This is a genomic window from Arthrobacter sp. NicSoilC5 (assembly GCF_019977395.1).
GTDB lineage: Bacteria > Actinomycetota > Actinomycetes > Actinomycetales > Micrococcaceae > Arthrobacter.
Genome location: NZ_AP024660.1, coordinates 793,935 through 808,234, shown reverse-complemented (window position 1 = coordinate 808,234; position 14,300 = coordinate 793,935). Strand labels below are relative to the sequence as shown.

Sequence of the window (14,300 nt, the reverse complement as noted above, 5' to 3'; positions counted from 1 at the left end):
GGCCAGGCGGCCGGCCGGGGCGTGCCAGCGTCCCGGCCCCACGGTCCTTCACCCGCGGAGGACCGACAACTAAACAAAGAAGGAGTCAAAGATGTCTCTAGGAATAGTCTTCCTCTCCGAAGTCTTTGGCACGGGCATGCTGACCCTGTTGGGTTGCGGCGTCGTTGCCAACGTGGCTTTGCGGGGGACAAAAGGCAACAACGGCGGTTTCCTGATGGTCACATGGGGGTGGGGAATCGCCGTCTTCGCGGGTGTCTTCGTCGCCGCCAAGTCGGGCGCGCACCTCAACCCGGCCGTCACCCTCGGCCTGCTGCTCAACGGCAAGCCGGAATACGCTCCGGGAGTCGCCGTCGACTTCGCCTCCACCCTGACCTACTTTGGGGGCGAGCTTCTGGGCGCCTTCCTCGGCGCCGTGGTCTGCTGGCTGGCCTACAAGCAGCACTTCGATGACGAGCCGGAGCCTGCCGGCAAGCTCGGGACCTTTTCCACCGGCCCGGCCATCCGGTCCACCCCCTGGAACCTGATCACCGAGATCATCGGCACTTTTGTCCTGGTCTTCGTCATCCTCACCCTCGGTGGCACCCCCTCGGGGCTCGGCCCGCTGGCCGTTGCACTGCTCGTGGTCGGCATCGGTGTATCCCTCGGCGGCCCCACCGGCTACGCCATCAACCCCGCCCGTGACCTCGGACCCCGCATTGCCCACGCAGTGCTTCCCATCAAGGGCAAGGGCTCCAGTGACTGGAGCTACTCCTGGATTCCGGTGGTGGGGCCGCTTGTCGGCGGCGCCCTGGCCGGAGTTGTTGCCCGGATCGCCCCGATCATCGTCACCGCCGCTTCCTAAACCCCCGGCACCCAGTTCGAACAACAAGACAAGGACGTCATTATGAACCAGTACGTAATCGCCATTGACCAGGGCACCACCAGCACCCGCGCCATCATCTTCGACCACAGCGGCGCGATCGTCTCTTCCGGCCAGATGGAACACGAGCAGATCTTCCCGCAGGCCGGCTGGGTGGAGCACGATGCCGCTGAGATTTGGAACAACACCCGTGAGGTCATCGGTTCGGCCCTCTCAAAGGCGAACCTGACGCGGCACGATATTGCCGCCGTCGGCATCACCAACCAGCGCGAAACCGCCGTGGTGTGGGACAAGACCACGGGCAAGCCGGTCTACAACGCCATCGTGTGGCAGGACACCCGCACCCAGGACATCGTGGACCAGCTGGCCAAGGACGGCGGGGCAGACCGCTTCAAACAGAAGGTGGGCCTGCCGCTGGCCACCTACTTCTCCGGCACCAAGATCAAGTGGATCCTGGACAACGTTGACGGCGCCAGGGAAAAGGCAGAGGCCGGGGACCTGGTCTTCGGCAACACCGACGCGTGGGTCCTGTGGAACCTGACGGGCGGTGTCGACGGCGGCGTCCACGTCACCGACGTCACCAACGCGTCCCGCACCCTGTTCATGGATCTGGAAACCCTGCAGTGGGATGACGAGATCCTCGGCATCTTTGGCGTACCGCGCAGCATGATGCCGGAGATCAAGTCCTCCTCTGAGGTGTACGGCACCGTGCACAGCTCCCAGCTGCTCCGCGAGACACCGGTTGCGGGCATCCTGGGCGACCAGCAGGCCGCAACCTTCGGCCAGGCCGCTTTTGACGCCGGCGAAGCGAAGAACACCTACGGCACGGGCTGCTTCCTGATCTTCAACACGGGCGAGGAAATCGTCCACTCGAAGAACGGGCTCCTCACCACGGTGGGCTACAAGCTGGGCGACGCCAAACCGCACTATGCCCTGGAAGGGTCCATCGCCGTCACCGGTTCACTGGTCCAGTGGCTGCGTGACAACCTGGGCATGATCAGCAGCGCCCCCGAGGTGGAAACCCTTGCCGCGTCGGTCAAGGATAACGGCGGCGTGTATATCGTCCCGGCGTTCTCCGGCCTGTTCGCCCCGTACTGGCGCTCCGACGCGCGGGGTGCGATTGTGGGCCTGACCCGGTTCGTCAACAAGAACCACATCGCCCGCGCAGCGCTGGAGGCCACCGCGTTCCAGACCCGCGAGGTGCTGGACGCGGTCAACGCTGACTCGGGCGTGCCGCTGAGCGAGCTGAAGGTCGACGGCGGCATGGTTGCCAATGACGCCCTGATGCAGTTCCAGGCGGACATCCTTGGCGTCCCGGTCATCCGTCCCAAGGTCATTGAGACCACGGCGCTGGGGGCTGCCTACGCGGCAGGCCTGGCCGTCGGGTTCTGGAAGGACCTGGGCGAGTGCTCGGCCAACTGGTCCGAGGACAAGCGCTGGGAGCCGCAGATGGACAAGGCCGAACAGGAACGCCAGATGCGTCTCTGGAAGAAGGCCGTCACCAAGTCCATGGAGTGGGTGGACGAGGACGTCAGGTAACGTCCTTCACACCTCGGGGCCGCCCTGCCTGGAAAGGCAGGGCGGCCCCTGCCGTGTCCGGCGGACCTTTCCGGGATTTGTGCCAGGCCGGGTTCGGCCGGCAGCGTGCGGGCACGTCACGGCGCAGGGCGCCCCGGCAGGTCCTCGGTGGCCGGCCCCTGGATGACTTTGCCGTCCACATCGAAGCGGGAGCCATGGCAGGGGCAGTCCCACGTGCGGTCTTCCCGGTTGAATCCGACAGTGCAGCCAAGATGGGTGCAGGTCGCGGACACCGCGTGGACCTGTCCTGCAGGATCCCGGTAGCACGCGGTGCTGGTCCCGTCCGTTTCAATGACAGTGCCGTCGCCGGGAGCAAGGTCCGCTGTCCGGCGTGCGGCCTTTTGCCGGGGAACGGTGTCCCCGGGCGCTGCTGGTGGCCCTGGGGCCGTGGCGGCCCGCGACGTCGCACGGTTGGTGTCAAACAGGGCCGCCCACTCATTGGGCGTGCCGTTGAGCAGATCCGCCAGCATCAGCGCCGCGGCCGTACCGTTGGTCAGGCCCCACTTACGCAGGCCCGTGATGATGAACGCGTGCCGGCTGTCCGGGTTCAGGGGCCCGGCGTAGGGCACGCCGTCGAGGGGCAGCGCGTCCTGGGTGGACCAACGGTAGGCCACGCCGCCGGCCCCGAACTGGACGCGCGCATAACGGGCCAGGCTCGCCTGGCGCGGTGCCGGGTCTACCTGCGTGCCCGCGGGATGGCCCTCGCCGCCCGTCAGCAGGTACGTCACCCCGTTGAGGCGGACCGTCAGCAGCGTACGCATGGGCTCATCCGCGCTGATGAAGGTGGCGTCCAGGGGAGGGGTATCGATCGGCGCGGCGACGATGTAGGAGCGGTGCGGCCGGCAGAGTGCTTCGAATCGGCCGTGGTCGGCGAAGGGAACATTCGTGGCCACAATCGCATCCCGGGCGAGCACGGTGCCGTCGGCGGCGGCCACCGTGACGGGACGGCCCTCGCGCAGCTCCAGTGCACGGGTGCGTTCGAAGACGAAGCTGCCGTTTCCGTCCACCCGTCCGGCGAGCCCTTGGAGGTACTGGACGGCATGGATCTGGGCCTGGCCGTCAAACCGTACGGCACCGGCTACGGGAAACGGCAGGGGAACGTCGACGGTGAACGTTGACGGAAGGCCGAGGTCCGCCGCAAGCCCGGCTTCGGCCCGCACCTGTGGCAGCGCGTCAGGGCCTGCGGCAAAGGTGTAGTTGGCGACCCGGCGGAAACCGCAGGAAATGTTCTCAGCGTCCACCACCGCACCGATGTACTCCACCGCCGCCTGGTTCGCCAATCCATAGCTCCTGGCCGCTGCAACGCCGTGACTGCGCTGCAGGTCCGTGTAGGCGAGGCGGTGCAGTGAGGTCACCTTGCCGGTGGTGTGGCCAGTGACGCCCGTGCCGATCCGGCCGGCCTCCAGGACTGCCACCGAGTGTCCCGAACGTTTCAGGGCCAGTGCTGCGGTCAGCCCGGCGATGCCTCCGCCGATGACTGCCACGTCCACTTCCACGGTGCCATGAAGTTGCGGGAAATCGGTGGCGCCGGCGGTTGCCAGCCACAGGGAGAGGGGCTGTCCTTCAGCAGGCCCGGCGGTGGTTTCCTCTGACATGGTGTGCCGCCTCCCAACGTTGTGGGACGATCATGCGCACTTGCCCCGGCCAATGCAAAGGGCCGTTCGGCCTGGCTGAGGCGGGGGACGTGCCGGTGCGCTAAAGTAGATCCATGCGTGCGATCCTTCTGCTTAGTTAGCCGCCGGCTCCGATTATCGGACAGCTGAGCGGCAGCCCCTCCATGGAGAGGGGCTTTTGTGTGTCCGGGGCATGGCGCCGGGCCGGCAGCAGGAGGATCAGGCCGTTATGGCAGCACAGATGCCGTAACAGAACAGAAGAGGGCAGCAGTGGGCGTTCAGCCGGAGACAGAGACCGGAACAGCAACAACAGTATCGGCGGAGCCTGAAGAGGGCACCTACAGTTTCGCCGCCATGGAGGCCAAATGGCCCCAGGTGTGGGACGACCTCAAGGTCTTCACCCCGGTGGACGACGGGTCGCGGGAGCGCCGCTACGTGCTTGACATGTTCCCGTACCCGTCGGGCGATCTGCACATGGGCCACGCCGAGGCGTTCGCCATGGGCGACGTGGTGGCCCGCTACCTGCGTCAGAAGGGCTACGACGTCCTGCATCCCATCGGCTGGGACTCCTTTGGCCTGCCTGCGGAGAACGCTGCCATCAAGCGCAACGCCCACCCCAGCGAGTGGACGTACGCCAACATCGACACCCAGGCAGCCTCCTTCAAGCGGTACGCCATCTCCGCCGACTGGTCGCGCCGCCTGCACACTTCCGATCCCGGGTACTACCGCTGGACGCAGTGGCTGTTCAAGCGCTTCTACGAGCGTGGCCTGGCATACCGGAAGAACTCCCCGGTCAACTGGTGCCCCAAGGACCAGACCGTCCTGGCCAACGAGCAGGTTGTCAACGGCGCCTGCGAGCGCTGCGGCACCACCGTCACCAAGAAGTCCCTGAACCAGTGGTACTTCAAGATCACCGACTACGCGGACCGCCTGCTGGATGACATGGACGAGCTCCGCGGCCATTGGCCCGAACGCGTCCTGGCCATGCAGAAGAACTGGATCGGCCGCTCCGAGGGTGCGCACGTGAACTTCGTGATCGAGGCCGATGGCGGCAGGCCCGCCAAGGACGTCACGGTCTTCACCACCCGCCCGGACACCCTGTACGGGGCAACGTTCTTCGTGGTCGCTGCGGACGCGCCGCTCGCCGTCGAACTTGTCACGGACGAACACGCCGCGGCCCTGGACGAATACCGTGAACGGGTCAAGGCACTCTCGGAAATCGAACGCCAGTCGACGGAACGCGAGAAGACCGGCGTCTTCACCGGCCGCTACGCCATCAACCCGCTGAACGGGGAGAAGCTGCCCGTGTGGGCCGCCGACTACGTCCTGGCGGACTACGGTACGGGCGCCATCATGGCCGTCCCGGCCCACGACCAGCGCGACCTCGACTTCGCCAAGACCTTCGACCTGCCGGTCCGCGCTGTCCTGGACACCGGCGAAGAAGACCCGGCCGTCTCCGGCACCGCGACAGCGGGCGAGGGCACCCTGATCAACTCCGGCGCGCTGGACGGCCTGCCCAAGGCTGAGGCCATTCCTGCCGCCATTGCCATGCTGGAACAGCAGGGTACCGGCGAGAAGTTCGTGAACTTCCGGCTCCGCGACTGGCTGCTGAGCCGCCAGCGCTTCTGGGGCACCCCCATCCCCATCATCCACTGCCCGTCCTGCGGTGAAGTCCCCGTGCCTGATGAGCAGCTGCCCGTTACCCTGCCCGCGGACCTCCGTGGTGAGGACCTTGCACCGAAGGGCACCTCGCCGCTGGCTGCGGCGGAGTCCTGGGTCAATGTGGAATGCCCCACCTGCCACGGGCCCGCCAAGCGGGACACCGACACCATGGACACGTTCGTGGACTCGTCCTGGTACTTCCTGCGCTTCGTCTCCCCGCATTACACCGAGGGGCCCTTCGATCCGCAGAAGATCAATGACTGGATGCCGGTGGGCCAGTACGTGGGCGGCGTGGAGCACGCCATCCTCCACCTGCTGTACGCACGCTTCTTCACCAAGGTCATCCACGACCTCGGCATGATCGATGCCGACGAACCGTTCAGTGCGCTGCTGAACCAGGGCCAGGTGCTCAACGGCGGCAAGGCGATGAGCAAATCCCTGGGCAACGGCGTTGACCTCGGCGAGCAGTTGGACAAGTACGGCGTGGACGCTGTCCGCCTGACGATGGTGTTCGCGTCCCCGCCCGAGGACGACGTGGACTGGGCCGACGTGTCGCCGTCCGGTTCCGCCAAGTTCCTGGCCAGGGCCTGGCGCCTGGCACAGGACGTCACCAGTGAACCTGGAGTGGATGCCGCCGCCGGAGACCGCGGGCTGCGTTCGGTAACGCACCGCACCATCGCCGATGCCGCCGAACTCCTGGACGCCAACAAGTTCAACGTGGTGGTGGCCAAGCTCATGGAGCTGGTTAACGCCACCCGCAAAGCGATCGACTCCGGTGCGGGCGCAGCGGATCCCGCAGTCCGCGAGGCCGCGGAGGCGGTTGCCGTGATCCTCAGCCTGTTCGCGCCGTACACCGCCGAGGACATGTGGAACCTGCTGGGCCACCCTGCATCGGTTGCCAACGCCGGCTGGCCGTCCCACGACCCCGCCCTGCTGGTCCAGGACACGGTCACCGCCGTCGTCCAGGTCCAGGGCAAGGTCCGCGACCGGCTGGAGGTGTCCCCGGACGTCTCCGAAGACGAGCTGCGCGAACTGGCACTGGCGTCGGAGAACGTCCAGCGCGCAATGGATGGCCGGGGCATCCGCACGGTGATCGTCCGGGCGCCTAAGCTGGTCAACATCGTTCCGGCCTAGTTGCTGCACCCGCAGTGATGCACCGGCCGCCGGAAACTTTCCGGCGGCCGGTGCCGGTTGAGCCGGACAGCGTCTCCAGGAGGCCCCTTGCCCGACAGTAACGCCGCCGCCTGGCCTTGGGTCCGTGCCCGGCTGTCGGGCCTCCGTCCTGCGGCCCGGCCGGGAACACGGCGTCCGGGTGCCAGCCCTGTCGCCCGCACCGCCGTCGTCACGGACTCTGCTGCTGCCCTGCCTGCGGACTACGTTGCCGGACTGCCGCGGGACGGGATCCTGACGGTGACTCCGATGCCTGTCATGGTCGGCGCTGAAATCTACGGTGAGGGCGAAGACGACATCCTGGAGACCATCGCCGTGGCCCTGGCCGCCGGGACGCCGGTCAAGACGTCCAGGCCTTCACCCGGGCAGTTTGAGCAGGCCTACCGGGCCGCTGAACTCCGGGGATACGAAGCGATCGTTTCGATCCACATCTCGGGCGGACTTTCCGGCACCGCGGACGCCGCGCGCCTGGCTGCGGCCAGGGTGGGGATTCCTGTGGACGTGGTGGACACGGGAACCGTGGGCATGGCGCAGGGCATGGCCGTACAGGCAGCGGTGGAAGCAGCATCAGCCGGCGGTGACCGGTCCGCGGTGGCCGGCGCGGCAACGGCCCAGGCAGCACGCACCAAGGTCTTCTTCTACGTGCCCACCCTTGAGCAGTTGCGCCGCGGCGGGCGGATCGGGGCGGCGGCGTCGCTCCTGGGGACCATGCTCGCCATCAAACCAATTCTGGCGGTCGACGGCGGCAGGATAGTTCCGCTGGAAAAGGTGCGCTCAGGTGCCAGGGCTGTGGCCCGGCTTGAGGAAATCGTGGTGGCGGAGGCGGAGGCGCATCCCGGCGACTCCGTGGTCCTGGCCGTCCACCACTTCGGCAATCCTGAGGAAGCGGAGAGCCTGGCGGTGCGCCTCGAGGCGGCCCTTCCACAGTGCCCACCGGCCCAGATCAGTTCCCTTCCCGCGGTCCTGGCAGCGCACGCCGGCCTTGGGGTCCTTGCGGTGATTGTTGGCAGGACCACCGGCTCCCACCTGCCAGGGTAAGCCCTGGCAGGTGGGGGCCCGCAGGCCTCCACGCAGGCTGAGCGCCCGCAGGTCTTTCGCCGGGTCCTTGGCCTCTGGTGGGAGTTCACCGGGATCCGTAGCGTTCGCATCAGCGTCGCCGTTTCGGTTCGGGACGGCAGTTTGGGGGCCGGAGGACCAGCATGCGTGTTCACGGAATTCGCACTTTCCGGGCCGTCCTTGCGCTCCCGGCCCTACTGGCTCTCGTCCTGGCCGGGTGCGGACAGGAAAGCCGCCAGCCATCGCCCACCCAAGCCCCGTCAAGCGGATCGCCGAACCCGGCCTGCGACCTGATCACGCCTGCCATCGCTGCCAAGGTCGATCTCGGCCTGGTCCAGATGGGGCAAAACGGGAAACCGGCGGGAAGCCCGGCCTATCTGTGCAGCTACATGAGCAAGTACGAGAAGGTCCTTGCGCTCTCCGTCTCGCTCATCTCGCCCGCATCGGCCGCCGACATCACCGACGCGAAAAAGGCCCCCGACTGCTCTGTGGTGGATGGCATTGGGGACTTCGCCTGCATGCAGTGAACGGGATGGTTCCGCGGCGAGCCCGGCGGGGCATCGGCGAACACCGTGCTTAAGGCCGTCAAGGGCCAGGAATCCCTTGACCTCCGCATCGTGGCAATGCCGCCCATCGCAGCAGGAACCCCGGTACCGGACGGCAACGTGTCCGCACACGCCCTGGCGCAGGCGGCTGTCGAGGCCGGGTGGGGCAACGGCACTGAACTTCGGGTTCCGCCGGCGCCATCTACCGGTCCGCAGACGTCCACAAACAGCCCCGTATGCGCCCTGGTCAGTGCTGATGCCCTCAAGCAGGCCTTTGGTACCACCACCCAGGCGCAGGTTCTCCCGGGGGAGGGCAGCTGCCGGTACCGCTTTGGCGCGTTGGGCACACCCGGTCCGGACTCGCTCGTGTTCGCCATCGAACTCCACGAAGGCGGCGCGTCCCTGCTGTCCGGCATTTTGCCGCCGCATGGACAAAACATCCAGGGCGTTGGCGACAAAGCAACGCTCATTATCAGCTCAAATCCGGGCGGACCGAAGTCCCTCAGGCCGGAAAGCAGCGTTCCGGTCACCTCCATGACCTTGATGGTGGCACGCGGCAACAACATGGCAATTTTCACCGCACAGCTCCTGATTTCACCGCAGGGGCCCACCGAAGAGCAGATCAAGGAACAGTTCGTCACGCTGGTCAAGGGCATCGACTTCTAAGCCAGCCTGTGCCTGTTGCGCCAACAAACTCCAGGGCTGTACACGTAGGAGGGGATCCGGATGGCCAGGGAAGCCAGCTCCGTGCAAAAGCCCACGTGCGCGGGTCGGTTCCGAAGCGTTGGAGTGCTAACCGCTGCGCTGTTGATCCTCACCGCATGCGGGTCCGGCCAGCCAGCTGACACGGCTTCACAGACCGGCAGCAGCACCACCCGCGCAGGTGCATCGAGCACGACCCCCGTGGCGGAGCCCACCACGGGGTCGCCCCGGGTCTTCACGGACCAGGAACTCATGGCCATCAGCAGTAAAGTCCTTGCGCCACACGGCGGAAGAGCCGGGGACACGGCCATGGCACGCAAGTCGTACGCGTTGATGACCCAGCCACCTGCGTCCGGGTCGTCCCCTCTGGGTCCCACCGAACCAGCAGAATGCGACGTATTCCACAGGTCGTGGCAGCACGAGGCACAGCTGGACCTCTCCATGGGCTTTGCGCTGGGGGAAGTGTCCAACCTTGGCGATCATGGAGTCGGCATGATCCTCTTCGATGTGCGAAGCGCGCCCCGGGACACCCTCGCCAAAGCCGACTTTGATTACAGCCAGGAGCTGATGGCTCGCTGCGCCACGTTCGACCAGACAGTGACCGGCGCCACCGCACCCGAGAAGCTCACCATTCAACTTCTTCCGGGTCCGGACATCGGCGAGAAGGCCTACGCGACCAGGCAATCCTCTAACGGGAACATCACCGGCGTCGGGCTCCGCGTCCTTGCCGGAACAGTGTCACTCGACATGGGATCCAACACCGGGATGGCGATAAGCGAGGAAGAGGCCCTTAGCGTGATGACGCAGATTGCGAAGGAGTTTATCGACGCGCCAAGGCACCATTAGCCGCCACTGCCGGACTTGTACGGCGTGCGCAGCTTTCCACATAGCGGCCTTGAGTGTGTCGCGCAGCGGGGGAGGTTCCTAGGGTGGAGCTATGTCACGCCGGGATGCTGGAGCAGCACGTCAGCAGGCCCGGCATGCGAGGGACCGGCTGCAAGCCACTCTGGGGGACGCGCCCCCCGGGCTCCTGGAGGACGGGCCCGGCCCCGGCGGTTTCGAGTACAGCGGCCCCGGCGAAACAGGCACGGTAACGGGCGGATCCGAAACCGGCAGGGGCCCTGAGGGCGGATCCGGGAGCTGTTCCGGCGGTGTGCCGTCGCTCCGGTGGCGGGTGGGACTGCGGGTTGCCCTGCTGCTGGGTGTCCTGGCAGTGGCTGCGGGAGCCTGGTTCTGGTGGCAGGCCGGGGCGGCATCCCCGGAGGTCCTGCCCCTGAGCGGCGCCAGTTCCGGCGGCAAGGCCCCGGGCAGCGGAGGAGCCGCCGCGGACAGCACTACGCCGGTGGATCAAGACGGTGGGGGACCTGGCGGCGGGGAATCCGGGCGCGGCCCGGGGCAGCCCGCGTCCGGCGGCCTTGTAGTGGTGCACGTGGCCGGGGCTGTAGCCGCGCCCGGTGTCATCAGGCTCCAGCAGGGCAGCCGGGTTGATGACGCCATTGCTGCCGCGGGCGGGGCTGCCCCGGACGCGGACGTGAACCGGCTCAACCTTGCCCTGGCGGTGGAGGACGGGCAGAAGATCTACGTCCCGCGGCAAGGGGAGCCGGCGTCCTCCGCAGCCGAATCCTCCGGTTCCGGGGGAACGGGCCCGGGTGGCATGGACCCGGGCGGCGTTGGGTCCACCGGCACCGGCCAGGCAGGAGGGGCAGCCGGCGGGAAGATCAACCTCAATACCGCCGGCGCCGCGGAACTGGACACACTGCCAAAGGTCGGGCCGGTACTCGCTCAGCGGATCGTGGATTGGCGAAAAGACCATGGACCTTTCAAAAGCGTCGAGGAACTGGATGCGGTGGATGGCGTCGGACCGAAGATGCTCGAGGCCCTGCTGCCCCTGGTGACGGTCTAAGGCATCCCGGATGGCGACGGAGAGGGGCAGGCCAGGCAGGGCCGACGGCCCGCAAAGGCGGGGAGGCCCCGCTGGCGGAGAGGGAGCCACGAGCCCTTGGAGCCGGTTCGTGGAATCCGCGGTTCAGGGGCCCGGCCGAAGGCCAAACACCGGGGCTCCCGCACGGACGGTGCACCCATCGACAACGCAACCGTCGACAACGCACCCGCCCGGAACACGTTCGCGTCCCGGAGCAGTTCCACCGTCCCTGGGACGGGCACGCCTGCAAGCGCCAGGTCTGCCGGCACGCCGCCGCGGGACCCCAAAAGACCGGACCCCAAAAGGCCGGACCCCGAAGGGCCGCGCCCTCAAAGCCGGGGCTCTGACCTGCCGGGCTCTGACCTTTGGGGACATGAAAGGGTATTGGGCGCAGTGCCTGGGCCGCGTTCGCCAGCGGCTGGTTGAAAGCGGCCACGAGCGGGAGGAAAGCGACTCCGGCTCAGTAGGACCGGGACGACGCACGGACCTCCGGCTTGCCCTCCCCGCAGTTTCGGTGTGGGCTGCCTCGGTGGCAGGGCTCTGGCTGCCGTCCCCGTGGCTGGCTACTGTGTGCTGCGCGCTGACGGTGCTTGGAGGCCTTTTCCTGGCCCGTGCCGCGAAGGGAGGACGGAGGGGAAGCCTGCGTGCCGCCGCCCGCGCCTCGGGTCCGGGACGGAGACATGGTGCCCGGGGCCGAAGCTTCCGGGCAGCACTGGGCGTCTCCCTGATGCTGGCCGGCGCGGCGGCAGCCCATTCCGCGACCTCCTCAAGCCAGCGGTCCGAGGGGCCGCTCGCTGAGGCCATCGCGGGCGGAAAGTCGGCCGTCGTCATGGTCGAGGTAGCCGGAAACCCGCGGGCCCTGGCCGGACCCGGAGCGGCGGCGGAGAGGTGGTCGGTCCCGGTGTGGACGCAGGAAGTGACAACGGGTGGCATCCTGGTTCGCACCCGCGCCCGGCTGGTGGTGATGGGCGGGCAGGGGTGGGGCGGCGTGGTGCCGGGTCAGACGCTGCGCGCTGCCGGCAAGCTGCGGCCGGCAGACCCCGGTGGGCAGGAGGCGGGAAACCTGGCCGCATCGACGGCTCCAGGCAAGCCCTCGGGTGGCTCACTGCTGGAAGAGTCAGCCAGGGAGCTCCGCGGCCGGTTCGTTTCCGCCTCGGCTTTCCTCGAACCGGATGCCCGCGGGCTCCTCCCCGGGATGGTCACCGGTGACACCAGTGCGCTGGATGAGGGGTTGAACAACGCCATGAAGGCCGTTGGCATGACGCACCTGACGGCAGTCAGCGGGGCAAACTGCAGCCTGGTGCTGGGGGCGCTGCTGCTGCTGTGCCGGTGGTTCCGGATGCCGCGTGCCCCTGCCGCAGCTGCGGCCCTTGGCGGCCTGGCCCTGTTCGTGGTCCTGGTAGGGCCTGATGCCAGCGTTCTGCGGGCAGCGCTGATGGGAGCCATCGGCATCGCCTCGCTGGCGGGTGGACGTTCAGGGCGTGGACTGAGCTTCCTTTGCCTGGCTGTCCTGGGGCTGCTGTTGGCGGATCCAGCCCTTGGCACGAGTTTTGGCTTCCTGCTTTCTGTCCTGGCCACACTGGGAATCGTTCTTATAGGCCGGCGGATCATCAGCTGGATTCCCGCGGCGGTCCCACGGTGGCTCGCTGCCGCGGTAGCGGTTCCGTTGTCCGCCCAGCTGCTGTGCGGGCCCGTCATCGTGCTTCTGCAGCCCCATTTTTCAACATATTCCCTGGCAGCCAATGTCGTCGCCTCGCCCCTGGTGGCTCCCGTGACCCTGCTGGGAACAGCAGCGGTGCCCCTGGTGGTCGTCCTGCCGTGGGCCGCCGCAGCACTGATAGCCGTTGCCGGGACTTTCAGCGGGGGCGTCGCGGCTGCGGCAAGGACCGCGGCCCAGCTGCCGGGATCCGCGCTCCCATGGCCGGAAGGGGTGCCCGGGATGCTGTCCATGGTGCTGCTGTCGGTCCTGTCGCTGGCTGGCGTCGGGGCGGCGGCAAGGCCGGTCCGCCTTATCCGGTGGGCCCGGTCGGCGCACGCAGAAACTGTCGTATTCCTGGAGTTGCTGGAGTCGCGCCTGCATCGCTTCCGGGGTGTCCGCAGCTTGGACCCCGGGCACAGACGTGGCAGGCTGGGATCCTGCAATAAAACCTCCGGAAGGAACTGTCGATGGCCGCTGCGCAAAAGCGAGCACCCCGCTCCCCGGCGTCGAACACAGCCTCCTGGCGGGACGTAACCCCGGCCCGGATCGTACTGGTGAGCGGTCCCGAAGAGTACCTGGGTATCAGGGCGATGGACAGGATCCGGTCCCAGGTCAGGGCGGCCGAACCGGACGTGGAGGTCAGCCGCATCAACGCGGCGGCATATGAGGCCGGCACCCTGACCATGCAGGTGAGTCCATCCCTCTTTGGCGAGAGCAAGCTGATCGAGGTGGAGGCTGTGGAAGGGATGAATGACGCCTTCCTTGCCGATGCCCTCGGCTACCTGCAACACCCGGAGGAGGACGCCGTCGTCGTGCTGCGCCACGCAGGCGGGGTCCGCGGCAAGAAGCTCCTCGACGCCGTCAGGAAAGGGGGCTGGCCGGTAGTGGAGTGTCAGCCGCTGAAGAAGGATGCGGACAAGGTCCAGTTCGTCGCCGCGGAATTCAAGGCGGCCGGACGCCGGATCAACCTTGACGCCGTGCAGGCCCTGGTGAATGCCGTGGGAGCAGATCTGTCAGAACTCGCTGCCGCCTGCTCCCAGCTGATCGCCGATGCAGGGAGCACGGTCAGCACTGACACCGTCGACAAGTATTACGGCGGACGGGTCGAAGCCACCGCGTTCAAGGTGGCCGACGCCGCCATGGCCGGAAACGCCCCCCTTGCACTGTCGACGCTGCGCCACGCCCTCGCCACTGGTGCTGATCCGGTACCGCTGGTCGCTGCACTTGCCTCGAAGCTGCGGACGGTGGCGCGGGTGGCGGGCGCCTCAGGGCCGTCCGCGCAGATCGCTGCGGAATTGGGCATGCAGCCGTGGCTGGTGGAGCAGGCGCAGCGCGACGTGCGGCGCTGGACCCCTGAAGGCCTGGTGCGGTCCATCCAGGCCACGGCGGAAGCCGACGCGCAGGTCAAAGGCTTGTCCCGGGATCCGGTGTACGCCGTGGAGCACGCCGTCACCGTGATTGCCATGTCCGTCCAGGGCAGATAGACCCCCGCAGC

Annotated in this window: 11 protein-coding genes; 10 read left to right on the top strand and 1 reads right to left on the bottom strand. The window is 67.6% G+C overall.

The window, feature by feature from the left end; genetic code table 11:
- The first annotated feature begins 91 nt into the window (after positions 1-91).
- The gene (locus LDO22_RS03690) at positions 92-841 is read left to right on the top strand and encodes an MIP/aquaporin family protein (RefSeq protein ID WP_159631930.1); all 750 of its coding nucleotides are present in this window, start codon (positions 92-94) and stop codon (positions 839-841) included.
- 42 nt (positions 842-883) lie between these two features.
- Positions 884-2,398, top strand: a complete 1,515-nt coding sequence (glpK, locus tag LDO22_RS03685) for a glycerol kinase GlpK (RefSeq protein WP_159631931.1) — start codon at positions 884-886, stop codon at positions 2,396-2,398.
- 116 nt (positions 2,399-2,514) lie between these two features.
- On the opposite strand, the gene LDO22_RS03680 is transcribed toward glpK, so the two are convergent.
- Positions 2,515-4,032, bottom strand: a complete 1,518-nt coding sequence (locus LDO22_RS03680) for an FAD-dependent oxidoreductase (RefSeq protein WP_224026140.1) — start codon at positions 4,030-4,032, stop codon at positions 2,515-2,517.
- Positions 4,033-4,320: 288 nt separating this feature from the next.
- On the opposite strand from LDO22_RS03680, the gene leuS reads away from it, so the two are divergent.
- From leuS to holA, 8 genes are all read left to right on the top strand, one after another.
- Positions 4,321-6,846, top strand: a complete 2,526-nt coding sequence (gene leuS, locus LDO22_RS03675) for a leucine--tRNA ligase (RefSeq protein ID WP_224026139.1) — start codon at positions 4,321-4,323, stop codon at positions 6,844-6,846.
- An 87-nt stretch (positions 6,847-6,933) separates the two neighbouring features.
- On the top strand, positions 6,934-7,920 hold the full coding sequence (locus LDO22_RS03670; RefSeq protein ID WP_224026138.1) for a DegV family protein: 987 nt from the start codon (positions 6,934-6,936) through the stop codon (positions 7,918-7,920).
- A gap of 161 nt (positions 7,921-8,081) precedes the next feature.
- On the top strand, positions 8,082-8,465 hold the full coding sequence (locus tag LDO22_RS03665) for a hypothetical protein (RefSeq protein ID WP_224026137.1): 384 nt from the start codon (positions 8,082-8,084) through the stop codon (positions 8,463-8,465).
- Positions 8,466-8,510: 45 nt separating this feature from the next.
- Complete coding sequence (locus tag LDO22_RS03660) at positions 8,511-9,149, top strand: hypothetical protein (protein WP_224026136.1); 639 nt, start codon at positions 8,511-8,513, stop codon at positions 9,147-9,149.
- Between the two features lie 237 nt (positions 9,150-9,386).
- Positions 9,387-10,031: a hypothetical protein gene (locus tag LDO22_RS03655; RefSeq protein ID WP_224026135.1), complete on the top strand. Its 645-nt coding sequence runs from the start codon at positions 9,387-9,389 to the stop codon at positions 10,029-10,031.
- A 91-nt stretch (positions 10,032-10,122) separates the two neighbouring features.
- Complete coding sequence (locus LDO22_RS03650) at positions 10,123-11,088, top strand: helix-hairpin-helix domain-containing protein (protein ID WP_224026134.1); 966 nt, start codon at positions 10,123-10,125, stop codon at positions 11,086-11,088.
- A 391-nt stretch (positions 11,089-11,479) separates the two neighbouring features.
- Positions 11,480-13,339: a ComEC/Rec2 family competence protein gene (locus LDO22_RS03645; protein WP_224026133.1), complete on the top strand. Its 1,860-nt coding sequence runs from the start codon at positions 11,480-11,482 to the stop codon at positions 13,337-13,339.
- Positions 13,273-14,289, top strand: coding sequence for a DNA polymerase III subunit delta (gene holA / locus LDO22_RS03640; protein ID WP_224026132.1), 1,017 nt, complete (start codon positions 13,273-13,275; stop codon positions 14,287-14,289). The genes LDO22_RS03645 and holA overlap by 67 nt, the downstream gene beginning before the upstream one ends.
- The last annotated feature ends 11 nt before the right edge of the window (positions 14,290-14,300 follow it).

Bases quoted from the DNA above. Each gene is read 5' to 3' on its own strand.
- LDO22_RS03690 (WP_159631930.1), top strand. From the start codon at position 92: ATGTCTCTAGGAATAGTCTTCCTCTCCGAAGTCTTTGGCACGGGCATG.
- glpK (WP_159631931.1), top strand. From the start codon at position 884: ATGAACCAGTACGTAATCGCCATTGACCAGGGCACCACCAGCACCCGC.
- LDO22_RS03680 (WP_224026140.1), bottom strand. From the start codon at position 4,032: ATGTCAGAGGAAACCACCGCCGGGCCTGCTGAAGGACAGCCCCTCTCC.
- LDO22_RS03665 (WP_224026137.1), top strand. From the start codon at position 8,082: ATGCGTGTTCACGGAATTCGCACTTTCCGGGCCGTCCTTGCGCTCCCG.
- LDO22_RS03650 (WP_224026134.1), top strand. From the start codon at position 10,123: ATGTCACGCCGGGATGCTGGAGCAGCACGTCAGCAGGCCCGGCATGCG.
- LDO22_RS03645 (WP_224026133.1), top strand. From the start codon at position 11,480: ATGAAAGGGTATTGGGCGCAGTGCCTGGGCCGCGTTCGCCAGCGGCTG.
- holA (WP_224026132.1), top strand. From the start codon at position 13,273: ATGGCCGCTGCGCAAAAGCGAGCACCCCGCTCCCCGGCGTCGAACACA.